This is a genomic window from Pseudonocardia bannensis (assembly GCF_012911875.1).
Classification (GTDB): domain Bacteria; phylum Actinomycetota; class Actinomycetes; order Mycobacteriales; family Pseudonocardiaceae; genus Pseudonocardia; species Pseudonocardia bannensis.
This window is the reverse complement of sequence record NZ_JAAXKZ010000148.1, coordinates 1-14,080: the sequence shown is the minus strand read 5'-3', so window position 1 is coordinate 14,080 and position 14,080 is coordinate 1. Positions and strand designations below refer to the sequence as shown.

Annotated in this window: 15 protein-coding genes; 10 read left to right on the top strand and 5 right to left on the bottom strand. The window is 72.6% G+C overall.

Annotated elements, in window-relative coordinates:
* Nucleotides 1-25: 25 nt before the first annotated feature.
* Nucleotides 26-817: a hypothetical protein gene (locus tag HF519_RS26375; RefSeq protein WP_211170610.1), complete on the bottom strand. Its 792-nt coding sequence runs from the start codon at nucleotides 815-817 to the stop codon at nucleotides 26-28.
* 294 nt (nucleotides 818-1,111) lie between these two features.
* Here HF519_RS26375 and HF519_RS26370 point away from each other — a divergent pair, with 294 nt between their 5' ends.
* The 5 genes from HF519_RS26370 to HF519_RS26350 all read left to right on the top strand — a co-directional run bounded on the left by HF519_RS26370 (nucleotide 1,112) and on the right by HF519_RS26350 (nucleotide 7,922).
* Nucleotides 1,112-4,489 carry a pyruvate carboxylase gene (locus HF519_RS26370; RefSeq protein WP_169415694.1) on the top strand — a complete coding sequence of 1,126 codons (3,378 nt, stop codon included), beginning with the start codon at nucleotides 1,112-1,114 and terminating at the stop codon, nucleotides 4,487-4,489.
* Between the two features lie 6 nt (nucleotides 4,490-4,495).
* On the top strand, nucleotides 4,496-5,059 hold the full coding sequence (gene rsmD, locus HF519_RS26365; protein ID WP_169415693.1) for a 16S rRNA (guanine(966)-N(2))-methyltransferase RsmD: 564 nt from the start codon (nucleotides 4,496-4,498) through the stop codon (nucleotides 5,057-5,059).
* 22 nt (nucleotides 5,060-5,081) lie between these two features.
* Complete coding sequence (coaD, locus tag HF519_RS26360) at nucleotides 5,082-5,564, top strand: pantetheine-phosphate adenylyltransferase (RefSeq protein ID WP_169415692.1); 483 nt, start codon at nucleotides 5,082-5,084, stop codon at nucleotides 5,562-5,564.
* A gap of 126 nt (nucleotides 5,565-5,690) precedes the next feature.
* The gene (locus tag HF519_RS26355; protein ID WP_169415691.1) at nucleotides 5,691-6,440 is read left to right on the top strand and encodes a DivIVA domain-containing protein; all 750 of its coding nucleotides are present in this window, start codon (nucleotides 5,691-5,693) and stop codon (nucleotides 6,438-6,440) included.
* 420 nt (nucleotides 6,441-6,860) lie between these two features.
* Nucleotides 6,861-7,922, top strand: a complete 1,062-nt coding sequence (locus HF519_RS26350) for a MinD/ParA family ATP-binding protein (protein WP_312860363.1) — start codon at nucleotides 6,861-6,863, stop codon at nucleotides 7,920-7,922.
* A gap of 6 nt (nucleotides 7,923-7,928) precedes the next feature.
* Here the strand turns inward: HF519_RS26350 and HF519_RS26345 are convergent, their stop codons facing one another.
* Together HF519_RS26345 and HF519_RS26340 are read right to left on the bottom strand one after the other, a co-directional pair.
* On the bottom strand, nucleotides 7,929-8,858 hold the full coding sequence (locus HF519_RS26345; protein WP_169415690.1) for an alpha/beta hydrolase: 930 nt from the start codon (nucleotides 8,856-8,858) through the stop codon (nucleotides 7,929-7,931).
* On the bottom strand, nucleotides 8,858-9,208 hold the full coding sequence (locus HF519_RS26340) for a hypothetical protein (RefSeq protein ID WP_169415689.1): 351 nt from the start codon (nucleotides 9,206-9,208) through the stop codon (nucleotides 8,858-8,860). The genes HF519_RS26345 and HF519_RS26340 overlap by 1 nt, the downstream gene beginning before the upstream one ends.
* A gap of 59 nt (nucleotides 9,209-9,267) precedes the next feature.
* Between HF519_RS26340 and HF519_RS26335 the strand changes: the two genes are divergently transcribed.
* From HF519_RS26335 to mutM, 5 genes are all read left to right on the top strand, one after another.
* The gene (locus HF519_RS26335) at nucleotides 9,268-9,792 is read left to right on the top strand and encodes a helix-turn-helix domain-containing protein (RefSeq protein ID WP_169415688.1); all 525 of its coding nucleotides are present in this window, start codon (nucleotides 9,268-9,270) and stop codon (nucleotides 9,790-9,792) included.
* Between the two features lie 63 nt (nucleotides 9,793-9,855).
* On the top strand, nucleotides 9,856-10,434 hold the full coding sequence (locus HF519_RS26330) for a YceD family protein (protein ID WP_169415687.1): 579 nt from the start codon (nucleotides 9,856-9,858) through the stop codon (nucleotides 10,432-10,434).
* 26 nt (nucleotides 10,435-10,460) lie between these two features.
* Nucleotides 10,461-10,643: a 50S ribosomal protein L32 gene (rpmF, locus tag HF519_RS26325; protein ID WP_169415686.1), complete on the top strand. Its 183-nt coding sequence runs from the start codon at nucleotides 10,461-10,463 to the stop codon at nucleotides 10,641-10,643.
* A gap of 10 nt (nucleotides 10,644-10,653) precedes the next feature.
* Nucleotides 10,654-11,448, top strand: coding sequence for a ribonuclease III (gene rnc, locus HF519_RS26320; RefSeq protein WP_169415685.1), 795 nt, complete (start codon nucleotides 10,654-10,656; stop codon nucleotides 11,446-11,448).
* 20 nt (nucleotides 11,449-11,468) lie between these two features.
* Nucleotides 11,469-12,350 (top strand): bifunctional DNA-formamidopyrimidine glycosylase/DNA-(apurinic or apyrimidinic site) lyase, encoded by an 882-nt coding sequence (gene mutM, locus HF519_RS26315; RefSeq protein ID WP_169415684.1) that lies wholly within the window; start codon nucleotides 11,469-11,471, stop codon nucleotides 12,348-12,350.
* Nucleotides 12,351-12,354: 4 nt separating this feature from the next.
* Here mutM and HF519_RS26310 read toward each other — a convergent pair whose 3' ends face one another.
* Both HF519_RS26310 and HF519_RS26305 read right to left on the bottom strand, forming a co-directional pair.
* Nucleotides 12,355-13,389: a magnesium and cobalt transport protein CorA gene (locus HF519_RS26310; RefSeq protein ID WP_169415683.1), complete on the bottom strand. Its 1,035-nt coding sequence runs from the start codon at nucleotides 13,387-13,389 to the stop codon at nucleotides 12,355-12,357.
* 242 nt (nucleotides 13,390-13,631) lie between these two features.
* Nucleotides 13,632-14,080: CAP domain-containing protein (locus HF519_RS26305; RefSeq protein WP_169415682.1), on the bottom strand; the 449-nt coding region annotated here is incomplete at its 5' end.

Here is a 14,080-nt window from a genome sequence, read left to right as displayed (position 1 = left end):
CTCGCGGGGTGGGGAGGCGGGTGGGTCAGGCCGGGAGTTGGCCGCGGCCGGCGGCGTCCAGGGTGGCCTGCGCGGTCCGCGGCAGGTGGATCACCCCGGCGCGGTCCAGCTTGGCCAGCTCCGAACGGGCCATGGCGTAGGCCGTCAGGCGCTCGGCGTCGCTGTCGGAGTCGCGGGCGGTGGTCAAGAGCTTGATCACCCGCTCGACGGTGCCCCGCTCGGCGGGGGACAGCCCGGAGAGCCGGATGCGCTCGGCGGCGTCGCGCGCCGCGCGCCAGGCCCGCTCGGCCCGGTCGACGGCGGCGACGAACGCGGCGGCGTGCGTGTGGGCGGGCGGGGAGTCGGTCTCCAGCGCCTGCGCCTCGGCGAACGCCTCGACGAACCGCCCCGTGCTCGGCACCGTCACGTCCGACAGGGCGGGCAGTCGCAGTACCTGCATCGGGTCGCACTCGTAGGCCGCATACTCCCGGCGCAGCATGTCGAACCGGGCACGGGCCTGCGGCCACGGCGGGGCGACGGGCCGCGGCGGCACGGGGGGCCGGTAAGCCAGCGGCACCGTTCCGGCGGACCCGCCCCGGCGCAGGGCGGCCCGGCGCCGTCGTGAGTGCGTGATCAGGCCGACCGCGAGGAAGGCCACCAGCATGGGCAGCGCGGCCGAGATCATGACGGCGAGCACGGCAGCGATCATCATCAACGCCATGACGGAACCCCCGAGCACGATGACGGCCGGCACCAGCAGCCATGCCGTCGAGATCCGGGGGCGGCGGGCGGCCGGCGGCTTGCCCCACCCCGGGTGACGTCGGCCCCCTGGGGCCATCGGCGGGCCGAAGCCCGGCCAACCGCTCCGTCGCCCGCCCGGATCCCGGTGTGCGGCGTGCCAGTGCCCGTGACCGCGGGGCCGCCCCCGGCCACGCAGGCCCGCAGGTGGCGGACGACGTGTCATCTCTCTTTGGTACCCGATCGGGTGGTGTCTTCGCATCGGGCGGAACCCTGAATCATGGGGAGTGGGATGTGACCGGAGGCGCAGCCGCGCACCCTCACGTTTCGACGCGGATTCGCCACCGTGCGACCATCACGCGTTGCTCGGACCCGTGAAGACGCAAGGAGCCGGATGTTTCGCAAGGTGTTGGTGGCCAACCGTGGTGAGATCGCCATCCGGGCGTTCCGGGCCGCGTACGAGCTCGGCATTGGGACAGTCGCGATCTTCCCGTACGAGGACCGCAACTCGCTGCACCGGGCGAAGGCCGACGAGTCCTACCAGATCGGCGAGGAGGGCCACCCGGTCCGGGCGTACCTGTCGGTCGACGAGGTGATCAAGGCGGCGCGCGCGGCGGGCGCCGACGCGATCTACCCCGGCTACGGCTTCCTGTCCGAGAACCCGGACCTGGCCGAGGCGTGCGAGGAGGCCGGGATCACGTTCGTCGGGCCACCCGCCCGGGTGCTGCACCTGACGGGGAACAAGGCCCGCGCGGTGGCCGCGGCCCGGGAGGCCGGGGTCGCGGTGCTGCGCTCCAGCGAGCCCTCCGACGACGTCGACGCGCTGCTGGAGGCGGCCGAGGGCGTCGGGTTCCCGGTGTTCGTCAAGGCCGTGGCCGGCGGTGGGGGGCGCGGCATGCGCCGGGTCGCGGAGCCGGGCGAGCTGCGCGAGGCCATCGAGGCGGCGATGCGCGAGGCCGAGTCCGCATTCGGCGACGCGACCGTGTTCCTGGAGCAGGCGGTCGTCAACCCACGGCACATCGAGGTCCAGATCCTCGCCGACGCCGAGGGCAACGTCGTGCACCTCTACGAGCGGGACTGCTCGGTGCAGCGCCGCCACCAGAAGGTCATCGAGATCGCGCCCGCGCCGAACCTGGATCCCGAGCTGCGGGACCGGATCTGCGCCGACGCCGTCGCGTTCGCCCGCCACATCGGGTACGTCAACGCCGGCACCGTGGAGTTCCTGCTCGACGAGGAGGGCAACCATGTCTTCATCGAGATGAACCCGCGCATCCAGGTCGAGCACACGGTGACCGAGGAGGTCACCGACCGCGACCTGGTGATCGCCCAGCTGCGCATCGCGTCCGGTGAGACGCTGCCGCGGCTGCGGATGACCCAGGACGAGATCTACCTGCACGGGGCCGCGCTGCAGTGCCGGATCACCACCGAGGACCCGTCCAACGGGTTCCGCCCGGACACCGGCGTGATCGGCAACTACCGCTCGCCGGGCGGCCCGGGCGTGCGCCTGGACGGCGGGACGACGCACACCGGCGCCGAGGTCAGCGCGCACTTCGACTCCATGCTGGTGAAGCTGACCTGCCGGGGCCGGACCTTCCGCACCGCGGTGCGACGGGCCAAGCGCGCGGTCGCGGAGTTCCGGATCCGCGGCGTGCACACCAACATCCCGTTCCTCGCCGCGGTGCTGTCCGACCCGGACTTCGAGGCCGGCAAGGTCACCACGAGCTTCATCGAGCAACGCCCCGAGCTGCTGTCCGCCCGCCAGCCCGCCGACCGCGGTACCCGGATGCTCAGGTACCTGGCCGAGACCACGGTCAACAGGCCCAACGGGCCGCGGCCCAAGGTCGTCGAGCCGGTGGACAAGCTGCCGGCCTGCGACCTGGAGGTGAAGGCGCCCGACGGTTCCCGGCAACTGCTTCGCGACCTGGGCCCGGAGGGCTTCGCCGCCCGGCTGCGCGAGCAGTCGGCGGTCGCGGTCACCGACACCACGTTCCGCGACGCCCACCAGTCGCTGCTGGCCACCCGCATCCGGACCCGGGACCTGCTGGCCGTCGCCCCGTACGTCGCGCGGACGGTGCCGCAGCTGTTCTCGCTGGAGTGCTGGGGCGGGGCGACCTACGACGTGGCGCTGCGCTTCCTGGCCGAGGACCCGTGGGAGCGGCTGGCGGCGCTGCGCGAGGCGGCGCCGAACATCTGCACCCAGATGCTGCTGCGCGGGCGCAACACCGTCGGCTACACGCCGTATCCGGTGGAGGTCACCCAGGCGTTCGTCGACGAGGCCGCGAAGACCGGGATGGACATCTTCCGGATCTTCGACGCGCTCAACGACGTCGAGCAGATGCGCCCGGCGATCGAGGCCGTCCGCAACACCGGGACGGCGGTCGCCGAGGTCGCGCTGTGCTACACCGCCGACCTCGCCGACCCGTCCGAGCGGCTCTACACGCTGGACTACTACCTGCGCCTGGCCGAGCAGATCGTCGATGCCGGTGCGCACGTGCTGGCGATCAAGGACATGGCCGGGCTGCTGCGCCCGCCGGCCGCGCGGAAGCTGGTCACGGCGTTGCGGGAGCGGTTCGATCTGCCGGTGCACCTGCACACCCACGACACCGCGGGCGGCCAGATGGCCACGCTGATCGCGGCGATCGACGCCGGGGTGGACGCGGTAGACGCGGCCGTGGCCAGCATGGCCGGGACCACGAGCCAGCCGTCGCTGTCCGCGCTGGTCGCCGCCACCGACCACACCGAGCGCGCCACCGGCCTGGAGCTGGCGGCCGTCGGCGATCTGGAGCCGTACTGGGAGGCGGTGCGCAAGGTCTACGCGCCGTTCGAGTCCGGGCTGGCCAGCCCGACCGGGCGGGTCTACCACCACGAGATCCCCGGTGGGCAGCTGTCGAACCTGCGCCAGCAGGCGATCGCGCTCGGCCTGGGCGACCGGTTCGAGCTGATCGAGGACTGCTACGCGGCCGCCGACCGGATGCTCGGTCGGCTGGTCAAGGTGACGCCGTCGTCCAAGGTCGTCGGCGACCTCGCGCTGCACCTGGTCGGGGCCGGGGTGCAGCCCGAGGACTTCGAGGCCGAGCCGGGTCGGTTCGACGTGCCCGACTCGGTGATCGGGTTCCTGCGCGGCGAGCTCGGCGTGCCGGCTGCGGGCTGGCCGGAGCCGTTCCGGACCCGGGCCCTGGAGGGCCGTTCGCCGGAGAAGGAGGCCGCCGACCTGTCCGACGAGGACCGCTGCGGGCTGCGCGACGATCGCCGGGCGACGTTGAACCGGCTGCTGTTCCCCGGGCCGACCAAGGAGTTCGACGCGCACCGCGAGACCTACGGCGACACGTCGGTGCTGTCGAGCAAGGACTTCTTCTACGGCCTGGAGCCCGAGATCGAGCACACCGTCGACCTCGAGCCCGGGGTGCGGCTGCTCATCGAGCTGGAGGCGATCTCCGAGGCCGACGAGCGCGGTTACCGGAGCGTGCTGACCACCCTCAACGGCCAGTTGCGGCCGGTGTCGGTGCGCGACGAGTCGGTGGCGACCGACGTCAAGGCCGCGGAGAAGGCCGACCGCGGCAACGACCGGCACGTCGCGGCGCCGTTCGCCGGGGTGGTGACGCTGTCGGTGGACGAGGGCGACACGGTGGAGGCCGGCCAGACCGTCGCGACCATCGAGGCGATGAAGATGGAGGCGTCGATCACCGCGCAGCAGTCCGGCACGGTCGGCCGGCTGGCCATCGGGAAGGTCCAGCAGGTCGAGGGCGGCGATCTGCTCCTCGAACTCGAGTGAGGCCGGATGACGCGGATCATCGCGGGGCGGGTCGGCGGGCGGCGGCTCGCCGTCCCGCCGAAGGGCACCCGGCCCACCTCCGACCGGGTGCGTGAGGCGCTGTTCAGCGTGCTGGAGAACGACCCCGGACTGGACGGGGCCGCGGTGCTCGACCTGTGCGCGGGATCGGGCGCGCTCGGCCTCGAGGCCCTGTCCCGGGGCGCCGAGCACGCGCTGTTCGTCGAGTGCGACCGGCGTGCTGCGGCGGTGCTCCGGCGCAACGTCGCCGATCTGGGCCTGGGTGGGGAGGTCCGGGCCGCCCCGGCCGCCGCGGTCCTCGCCGGGCGGGCCGACCGCGCCTACGACGTCGTGCTCGTCGACCCGCCGTACGAGGTCGCCGACGACGAGGTCGCCGGCTGGCTCGCCGCCGCGCAGGCCCACGGCTGGCTCGCGCCGGACGCAACCGTCGTGGTCGAGCGCGGAGCCCGCAGCGGGGCCTTCGACTGGCCCGATCCGCTGCGCGGGGCACGTGAGCGCCGTTACGGAGACACCACCCTGCACGTCGGCCACTGTTACGGTCCCGGCTCGTGATGCTCCGATCGGAGGCGCAGCGATGAGGCGCGCGGTCTGTCCCGGCTCGTTCGACCCGGTGACCCTCGGTCACCTCGACATCATCGGTCGTGCCGCCGGCCTGTTCGACGAGGTCGTCGTCGCGGTACTGATCAACAAGAACAAGAAGAGCCTGTTCACCGTGGACGAGCGGATCGCCATGCTCAAGGAGACGACCGCCGACATGGAGAACGTGACGGTCGACTCCTTCCACGGCCTGCTCGTCGACTACTGCAGCGCACACGACGTGCGGGCGATCGTGAAGGGCCTGCGCGCCGTCACGGACTTCGACTACGAGCTGCAGATGGCGCAGATGAACCAGCGCCTGTCGGGGGTCGACACGCTGTTCATGTCGACCAACCCCGAGTTCAGCTTCCTGTCCAGCTCGCTGGTCAAGGAGGTGGCGACCTACGGCGGGGACGTCGCGCATCTGCTGCCGGAGTCGGTCCACCGGCAGCTGCTGGAGCGGATCGCCGAGCGCGCGTAGGAGGCGCAGAGATCGCCCTACCCGGGCGGGCGGCTCCCTACACGTTGATCACCCGGTCGGAACTTGACACGCGCGCGCCACGCCGAATACGGCGAATGAGCGTGTCGCGGTGGCAGGATCCGTCCCGTGTACCGGGTCTTCGAGTCGCTGGACGCGCTGGTCACGGTCGTCGAGGAGGCGCGCAGCGTCCCCATGACGGCCAACTGCGTGGTGCCGCGGGGTGATGTGCTCGAACTGCTCGACGACGTCCGCGAGGCGTTGCCGGGAGAGCTGGACGACGCCCAGGACGTCCTCGACCGCCGCGACGAGGTGATCTCCGAGGCGGAGCGGGAGGCCGAGGAGGCCCGCTCGTCCGCGACGGAGGAGGCCGAGCAGATATTGGCCGAGGCTCGGGCCGAGGCCGAGCGCACCATCTCCGAGGCGCGCGAGGAGGCCGAGCAGATGGTGGCCCACGCCCAGCACGAGGCGGAGCGGGCCATCGCCGACGGGCGCCGCCAGTACACCGACCTGACCGATCGGGCCCGCGACGAGGCCGACCGGCTCGCGCACGCCGGGCGCGCCGCGCACGACCGTTACGTCGCCGACGGCCAGGCCGAGCAGGCCCGGCTCGTCTCACAGACCGAGGTGGTGCGCGCCGCGCACGCCGAGGCCGCCCGGATCGTCGACGCGGCCGACGGCGAGGCCGACCGGCTGCGTCGCGAGTGCGACGGCTACGTCGACGCCAAGCTCGCCGAGTTCGAGGACACCCTGAGCAAGGCGCTGCGAACGGTGACCCGCGGGCGCAGCCAGCTCTGGCGCGGCGGCTCGTCGAACGGGACCGCCGCCGGCGCGTCGCTGAACGGGCGCACGGGTACCGGGATGGACCTGATCGACTAGGCGCGATCCGGAGCGCACCACTCCGTCATCGCGGCGAAGATCGTTAATCTGCCTCCCGGCTGCGCAGAGCCGGGCGGTTGCCCGTCGATCACGTCCTCGACATCGGGGTGAAGCTCGCCGGCGCTGTCGGGACCGCCCATCGGGCGGGCGTGTTGCACCGTGAGGTGAAGCGCCGTGGCCGTCGCGCGGATCGTCCGGGACCCCGTCCCCGATCTCGCGGACCTCGGGGTGCCCCCGGCGTCGGGGCCGCCCTGCGGCGTGCCGTCCCATCACCCGCCACCGGACGGCGTCCCGGCCGTGGAGTGCTGCCCGAGCTGCTCCCCGAGGATCCGGTAGCGAGCGCGCCGGCGTCACATCCGGCTGTTCTCGATCTTGTATCGGATCTCTGACGCAGTGTGTCCGTCGCGCTACCCTGCGCACGTGGCGCGCCGCGTCGAACCGGATCCGCTGACCTGGTGGGACAAGTACGGTCATCGGCTGGAGGGCCCGCCCGTCACGTCTCGGCACAGCGGCGCGGGGGGTCCGGTGGGGGAGCAGACGATACGGGCGGTCCGTCCGGAGACCGCCGCGGAGTTGACCGACGACACGATCGTCCGGCATCGCGCGGACCGGCCCGAGGAGGGCTGGCGGCGGCTGGTCTACGCCGGGAGCCGCGGGTTGGTCAATCCCGGCCCGAGCGAGGCCGAGCAGGCCCGGCGGTCGCTCCTGCACCGCATCCGCAACCCGCTCGCCGGTGCCCACCGGGTGGCGGTCACGTCGATCAAGGGCGGGGTCGGCAAGACCACCGTGGCCACCTGCCTGGGCCTGGCCCTGGCCGAGAACCGTGGCGACCGGGCCGTGGTACTCGACGCGAACCCCGACGCCGGGACCCTCGCCGAGCGGCTCACCGGCGAGTCCGCGGTGACCGTCCGCGAACTGCTCGACGATCTCGACTCGGTCCAGTCCTGGGCCGACGTGTCCCGCTACACCAGCCTGGCCGGGCGCCTGCAGGTGCTCGCCTCGGAGCAGGACCCGGCCGCGAGCGCGGCGTTCGACCGGGACGAGTACGCGCGCGTCTGCGCGGTGCTTGCCCGGTTCTTCAACATCGTCGTCACCGACTCCGGCACGGGCCTGGTGCACTCGGCGATGGAGGGCACCCTGCAGCTGGCCGACAGCCTCATCGTCGTCGGCGCCCCGACCGTGGACGGCGCGAGCCGGGCCAGCAAGACGCTGGACTGGCTGGTCGCGCACGGGCATGCCGAGCTGGCCGCCGACGCCGTCGTCGTGCTGTCGTGCGACCGGGGCAGCGCCGAGGTGGACAGAACCCGGATCCGGGAGCACTTCGCCGCCCGCTCCCGAGCCGTCGTCGAGGTACCGCACGACCCGCACCTCGCGACCGGCGGCCGGGTCCGGTTCGCCCGCCTGCGCCGGCCCACCCGTGACGCGTTCCTCGAGCTGGCGGCGCTGATCGCCGACCGGTTCACCGGAGACGCGCAGCCGTAGCGCCCGTCAGCCGGCCGGTGTGGTGGCGGCCTGGGAGCGACACCACGCCACGACCAGGTCGACGACCTGGGGGGCGAGTGGCTCGCGCAGCTCGGCCTTGTACTTGCGCATCGACGGTTCACCGGGCTGGACGCGCAACGTGTGGCTGACGTCGGGGACGCGGTGGGTCTGGACCGTGCCCGGCACGAGGCGGGCGATCTCGTCGAGGTCGGCCGGATCGACCTGCAGGTCCTTGCCGCCCGTGACGGCCAGGACGGGGACCTCGATGCGGGCGAGATCCGCACGCGGATCGTGGGCGAGGAACTCCCGGGTCCAGCGTGCGTTGATCCGGACCAGACCCATCCGCGCGACGTCGGTGGTCGTCGCCTTGATCTTCGCGTGGTTCTTCGCGACCTTGGCGCGCAGGTCGAACCGGAGCAGGCGCAGCAGGGCGCGCACCGGGCGTGGCAGGGTCGCGGCGATGCGGTCGGCCTGCCAGAGCAGGAGTTGCTCGCCGGGGGTGGCGCTGGCGCTGAGCAGTACGACCCCGGCGACGGGACTCCCGCGCCCGGCGATCGCCATGGCCAGCAGCGCACCCTCACTGTGCCCGGCGGCGAACACCCGGTGGGCGTCCACCTGCGGGTGGGCGGCGAGCGCGGCGACCGCGGCTCCGGCGTCGTCGACGTTGTCGTACAGGCCGGCGGTCCGCCAGTCGCCCGGGCTCTCGCCCACCCCGCGCTTGTCGTAGCGCAGCGAGGCCAGGCCCCCGGCGGCGAGGGCGTGCGCGAGTTGCCGGGAGACGTCGAAGCGGGCCCGGCGGTGGTTGGAGTCCCGGTCGAGCGGGCCCGAGCCGGAGGCCAGCAGCACCGCGGGGAAGGGCCCGTCGCCGTCGGGGAGGGCCAGCGTGCCGGCCAGGACCTGGCCCGCGGAGTCGATCCGCAGCGGAGTCTCGCGCATCAGCCGGCCCGGGAGCCGAGCCGGGCGACCAGCCCGGCCGGGTCGGCGACGCCCAGCAGCAGGGTGTCGTAGCGCTCCCCGCTCAGCGAGATCCGGACCGCCGGCTCACCGCGGCGCACGGCGACGAGGGCCTTCTCACCGTGCCGGCGCCACGTACCGATCTTGCGGACGCCGGGGATGGCGAGTCCGGGGGCGCGGACGCCGCGGGCGGCGGCGAAACCGTCCGGGACCACGACGGCGTCGCGGACGGCGGACAGCGGGACGTGCACGTCCCGGATCAGTCCGGCGATCTTCTCGCCGCGGCTGAAGGTCACCTCGAGCTTGTCGCTGGTCACGTGTGCGGTGGGCATGGCAGTATCATTTCTGAGAATAGGAACGTTGTCAATATTGAGAACGATGGGAGCTGGCCATGGCCTCGGCGGAGCTGCTGTTGCATCCGGTCCGGCTGCGGGTCGTGCAGGCCTTCCTCGGCGACCGCGCGCTCACGACCTCCGACCTGCGGGCGGAACTGCCCGACGTGCCGCCGGCGACGCTGTACCGGCACGTGGGCGCCCTGGCCGAGGGAGGGGTGCTCGAGGTGGCCGAGGAGCGCCGGGTCCGCGGCACCGTCGAGCGCACGTACCGGCTTCCGGCCGGCGCCGGGTCGATCGGTCCGCAGGAGGCGGCGACGATGAGCGCCGAGCAGCACCGGCAGGGCTTCCTCGCCTTCGTCGCCGGGCTGCTGGCCGACTTCGACCGCTACCTCGAGCGGGACGACGTCGACCTCGCCCGGGACCTGGTGGGCTACCGGCAGGCCGCCATGTACCTGTCCGACGACGAGCTCCGCGAGCTGATCGCGGAGCTGGGCACGGTGCTGGCGTCGAGGACGGCGAACGGTCCGGGCGAGGGCCGGACCCGGCGGATCTTCAGCACGATTCTGATGCCGGGCGAGTGAGTGGCCGGCGTTCCCGCCGCACGGATCCGTTCGTCGGCGCCGAGGACTATCCTGGGAGTGGCCATGAGCACCCACAACACCCCCACGCGCCCCGACGCGGCCAGCCCCTGGGTCTTCAGCACCCGCGAGCTCGGCCGGCGACCCGGGAACATGCGCACCGTCGCCCGCACCGTCCCCGCACCCGACGCACCTGAGGCGATCGGCCTCGAGAACGTCATCGTGGTGCCCGCCGGATCGCCGGTCGAGCTCGACCTGCAGCTGGAGTCGGTCACCGAGGGCGTCTACGTCTCGGGAACCGCGGCGGCCGGGCTCACCGGTGAATGCTCGCGCTGCCTCGACGCCTTGACCGACACTGTCGAGGTCGAGATCGCGGAGCTGTTCGCCTACCCCGACAGCGTCACCGAGGAGACGACCGACGAGGACGAGATCCCGCGTCTGGTGGACGAGCGGATCGACATCGAGCAGGTCGTCCGCGACGCCGTCGTGCTGGCCCTTCCGCTGGCGCCCCTGTGTGATCCCGACTGCCTCGGACTGTGCGCCGAATGCGGCGGACGACGGGCGGATCTCGGGCCCGACCACGGGCATGAGACACTGGACCCTCGATGGACCGCTCTGCGTGAGCGGCTGCCGTCTGCCGACTAGCCCCCAAGCACTACAGGAGATTCGCCGTGGCCGTACCCAAGCGCCGGATGTCGCGGTCCAACACGCGCTCGCGCCGGGCGCAGTGGAAGGCCGCTGCGCCGACCCTCGTCGCATGCTCGAACCGCGCCTGCCGCGAGCAGAAGCCGCCGCACGTGGCGTGCCCGACCTGTGGCACCTACGACGGCCGTCAGGTCGTCCGCCCGGCCTGATCGCGCCAGGGTGGGGGAGAAGAGCCTCAAGGGGCCCGTGGAGGACCGCGGGCCCCTGTTGAGCGCACTCGGTGTCGACATCAGGGCCGAGCTGCTCACGCTCGCCCTCACGCACCGCTCCTACGCCTACGAGCACGGTGGGCTGCCCACCAACGAGCGCCTGGAGTTCCTGGGCGACTCGGTGCTCGGCATCATCGTCACCGAGCGGCTCTACCGGGACCATCCCGACCTTCCCGAGGGGCAGCTCGCCAAGCTCCGCGCCAGCGTCGTCAACATGCACGCGCTGGCCGGAGTGGCCGCCGAGCTCAGTCCCGACGGCCTCGGCGCGTACCTGTACCTCGGCCGCGGTGAGGAACTCACCGGTGGGCGGACCAAGGCCAGCATCCTGGCCGACGCCACCGAGGCCCTGATCGGTGCCGTCTACCTGCAGCACGGGCTCGAGACCGCCCGCGGGCTGGTGCACCGTCTGTTCGACGGTCTGCTGCGCAGCGCCCCGCTGCTGGGTGCGGGCCTGGACTGGAAGACCAGCCTCCAGGAGCTCACCGCGTCCGCCGACCTCGGAGTCCCGGAGTACCGGATCGCCGAGGACGGTCCCGACCACCTCAAGGTGTTCACCGCGACGGCCGTCGTCGGTGGCCGCGAGCTCGGCTCGGGCGACGGGCGCACCAAGAAGGAAGCCGAGCAGAAGGCCGCCGAGCTGGCCTGGCGAACGCTGACCGCGGAGGCCAACGGCACCGGCTCGACCGGCGGTGATCCGGTCATCGGCCCGGCCGACGGCACCGGTAACGGCGCCGCCCGGTCCTAGCCGGCGTACCTGCACCTCTCATGCCCGAACTCCCCGAGGTCGAGGTCGTCCGCCGCGGTCTGGCCGACCACGTGCTCGACCGACGGATCACCTCCGTCGGCGTGGCGCACCCGCGCGCGGTGCGCCGCCATCTCGCCGGTGCGGACGACTTCGCCGCCCGGCTGACCGGTCGGACGATCACCGCGGCCCGCCGTCGAGGCAAGTACCTGTGGTTGGAGTTCGATTCGGCCGGCCCGGGCGACGACGCGATCCTCGCCCACCTCGGAATGAGCGGGCAACTGCTCGTCGCGGACCCGGACCGCCCTGACGAGAAACACCTGCGGATCCGGTTCGGCTTCGACGACGACGGCCCCGAGCTGCGGTTCGTCGACCAGCGCACCTTCGGCGGGCTGAGCGTGCACCCGCTGGCCCCCGCGGCGGACGGCGGCCTGCTGCCCGAGCCGGTGGTCCACATCGCCCGGGACCCGATGGACCCGGCGTTCTCCCTCGACGACGCCGTGGCCGGGATCCGCCGCCGCCGCACCGGGCTCAAACGTGCGCTGCTCGACCAGACGGTGGTCTCCGGGATCGGCAACATCTATGCCGACGAGGCGTTGTGGCGGGCGAAGCTGCACTGGGCCCGGCCCACCGAGACGCTGACCCGGGCGCAGGGCCGCAGCGTGCTGTCCGCCGCCGCCGATGTCATGAACGAGGCCCTCGAGCAGGGCGGAACATCGTTCGACTCGCTGTACGTGAACGTCAACGGCGCCTCGGGCTACTTCGACCGGTCACTCGACGTCTACGGCCAGGCCGACCGGGCCTGCCGGCGGTGCGGCACCCCGATCCGCCGGGACCCGTTCATGAACCGGTCGTCGTTCAGCTGCCCGCGGTGCCAGCCGCGCCCGCGCCGCGCGCACGCGTGACGCACTACAACCAGCCGCGCCGCTTGAAGACCAGGTACAGCGCGAGCCCGAGAAGCAGCATCAGCCCCATCGCCATCGGGTAGCCCAGCAGCCAGCTCAGCTCGGGCATGTGGGTGAAGTTCATCCCGTAGACCGACGCGATCAGGGTCGGCGCGAACAGGATCGCCGCCCACGACGAGATCCGCTTGACCTGTTCGTTCTGCTCGTATCCGGCCTCGGTGAGCCGGGTCATCTCCTCGTTCTGACGTTGCCCGACGAGCGTGCTGTTGACGGTGAGGATGTTGGTCAGCAGCTGCCGGAAGTTCTCGGTGCGCTCCAGGACCCGCGTCGCGTGGTCGGCGACGTCGCGGAAGGCGCGGCGCAGCTCGAGATCGGTGGTCTCGCTGTCCTTGCCGAACCGTGTACGCAGCTCGCTGAAGATCTCGCGCAGCGGTTCGACCGCTCGCTGGAACTCGATCACCTCGCGGGTCAGCTGGTAGATCCGCCGCGACGCCGTCGGGTCACCGTCGAAGACCTGCACCTCGATCTGGTCGATGTCGTCCTGCAGGCCGTCGAGCACCGGTGCGTAGTCGTCGACGACCTTGTCGAGCACCGCGTAGAGCACGGCGAACGGTCCGTGCGCGAGCAGCTCGGGGTCGTCCTCGAGGCGATGGCGGACCTCGGCGAGATCGGGCTCCTCCGCGTGCCGGACGGTGACGACGAAGTCGGGGCCGAGGAACAGGTGCACCTCGCCGATCTCGATGACCTCGACCGGGTCGACGTACCGGGCCGGCCGCAGGACGATGAACTCGGTGTCGCCGTACCGCTCGAACTTCGGCCGCTGGTGGGCGGTGACCGTGTCCTCGATGGCCAGGTCGTGGAGGTTGAACTCCTTCGCCACGGAGTTGATCTCGTCCAGGTTCGGGCGCAGCAGCCCGATCCAGCCGAAGCTGTGCCCGTCACCCGGGCAGCCGCGCAACTCCTCGTAGGTCTGGTCGAGCGAGGCAGGCTCCACGGACCGCTGCCCGTCGATGTAGACCGCGTTGTCGACGACGGTCACGGCAGGCTCCTCACGCGGTCGGCGGCATCGGCCTCCTCGGATGCATCCGGAGTGCGCCCGGACCCGGCGGCCTGCCCGTCGCAGCGTATCCGCGTCGGGTCCGCACGGGGACGTCCGCCGTGCGGGTTCGGCGCAGCTTCCCGGTGCGGGCGGTGGACGGTCCACGCGGACAATCCGCCGGCGACGGCCTGGGCGAGGCTGATCACCCCGGCCTGTCGGCTGAGCACATGGTCATCGAGGCGTCAGCGGCCGAAGTCCTGCGTCCAGTAGTCGCCGCGAGCGTCGTGGCCGACGCCGATGGTGATCAGCGAGCAGTCCAGGATGTTCGCCCGGTGGCCTGGGGAGTTCATCCACGCCTCGACGACCCGCGACGCGGTCGGCTGGCCCTGGGCGATGTTCTCCGCCCCTGGCGAGGGGTAGCCCTCGGCGCGCACGCGGTCCCCGAAGGAACTGCCGTTGCGTCCCGTGTGCGAGAAGTACTCGTGCGTCGCCATGTCGGCGCTGTGCTTCTGCGCCGCGGCGGTGATGCGGTCGTCCACGCGCAGCGCGCGACACCCGGCGCGGGCCCGCTGCTCGTTCGTCAGGATGACGACCTGGGCGGAGAGTCCCCCGTTCGCCGCGGCCGGCGGCACGGGGCGGGTCGGCGTGGACACCGGGGCCGGTGGGGTAGGCCGGGCCGGCGGAGTGGGGC

Excerpts from the sequence above, each read along its gene's own strand:
- HF519_RS26375 (WP_211170610.1), bottom strand. The coding sequence starts at position 817 with ATGGCCCCAGGGGGCCGACGTCACCCGGGGTGGGGCAAGCCGCCGGCC.
- HF519_RS26370 (WP_169415694.1), top strand. The coding sequence starts at position 1,112 with ATGTTTCGCAAGGTGTTGGTGGCCAACCGTGGTGAGATCGCCATCCGG.
- rsmD (WP_169415693.1), top strand. The coding sequence starts at position 4,496 with ATGACGCGGATCATCGCGGGGCGGGTCGGCGGGCGGCGGCTCGCCGTC.
- coaD (WP_169415692.1), top strand. The coding sequence starts at position 5,082 with ATGAGGCGCGCGGTCTGTCCCGGCTCGTTCGACCCGGTGACCCTCGGT.
- HF519_RS26345 (WP_169415690.1), bottom strand. The coding sequence starts at position 8,858 with ATGCGCGAGACTCCGCTGCGGATCGACTCCGCGGGCCAGGTCCTGGCC.
- HF519_RS26340 (WP_169415689.1), bottom strand. The coding sequence starts at position 9,208 with ATGCCCACCGCACACGTGACCAGCGACAAGCTCGAGGTGACCTTCAGC.
- HF519_RS26335 (WP_169415688.1), top strand. The coding sequence starts at position 9,268 with ATGGCCTCGGCGGAGCTGCTGTTGCATCCGGTCCGGCTGCGGGTCGTG.
- HF519_RS26330 (WP_169415687.1), top strand. The coding sequence starts at position 9,856 with ATGAGCACCCACAACACCCCCACGCGCCCCGACGCGGCCAGCCCCTGG.
- mutM (WP_169415684.1), top strand. The coding sequence starts at position 11,469 with ATGCCCGAACTCCCCGAGGTCGAGGTCGTCCGCCGCGGTCTGGCCGAC.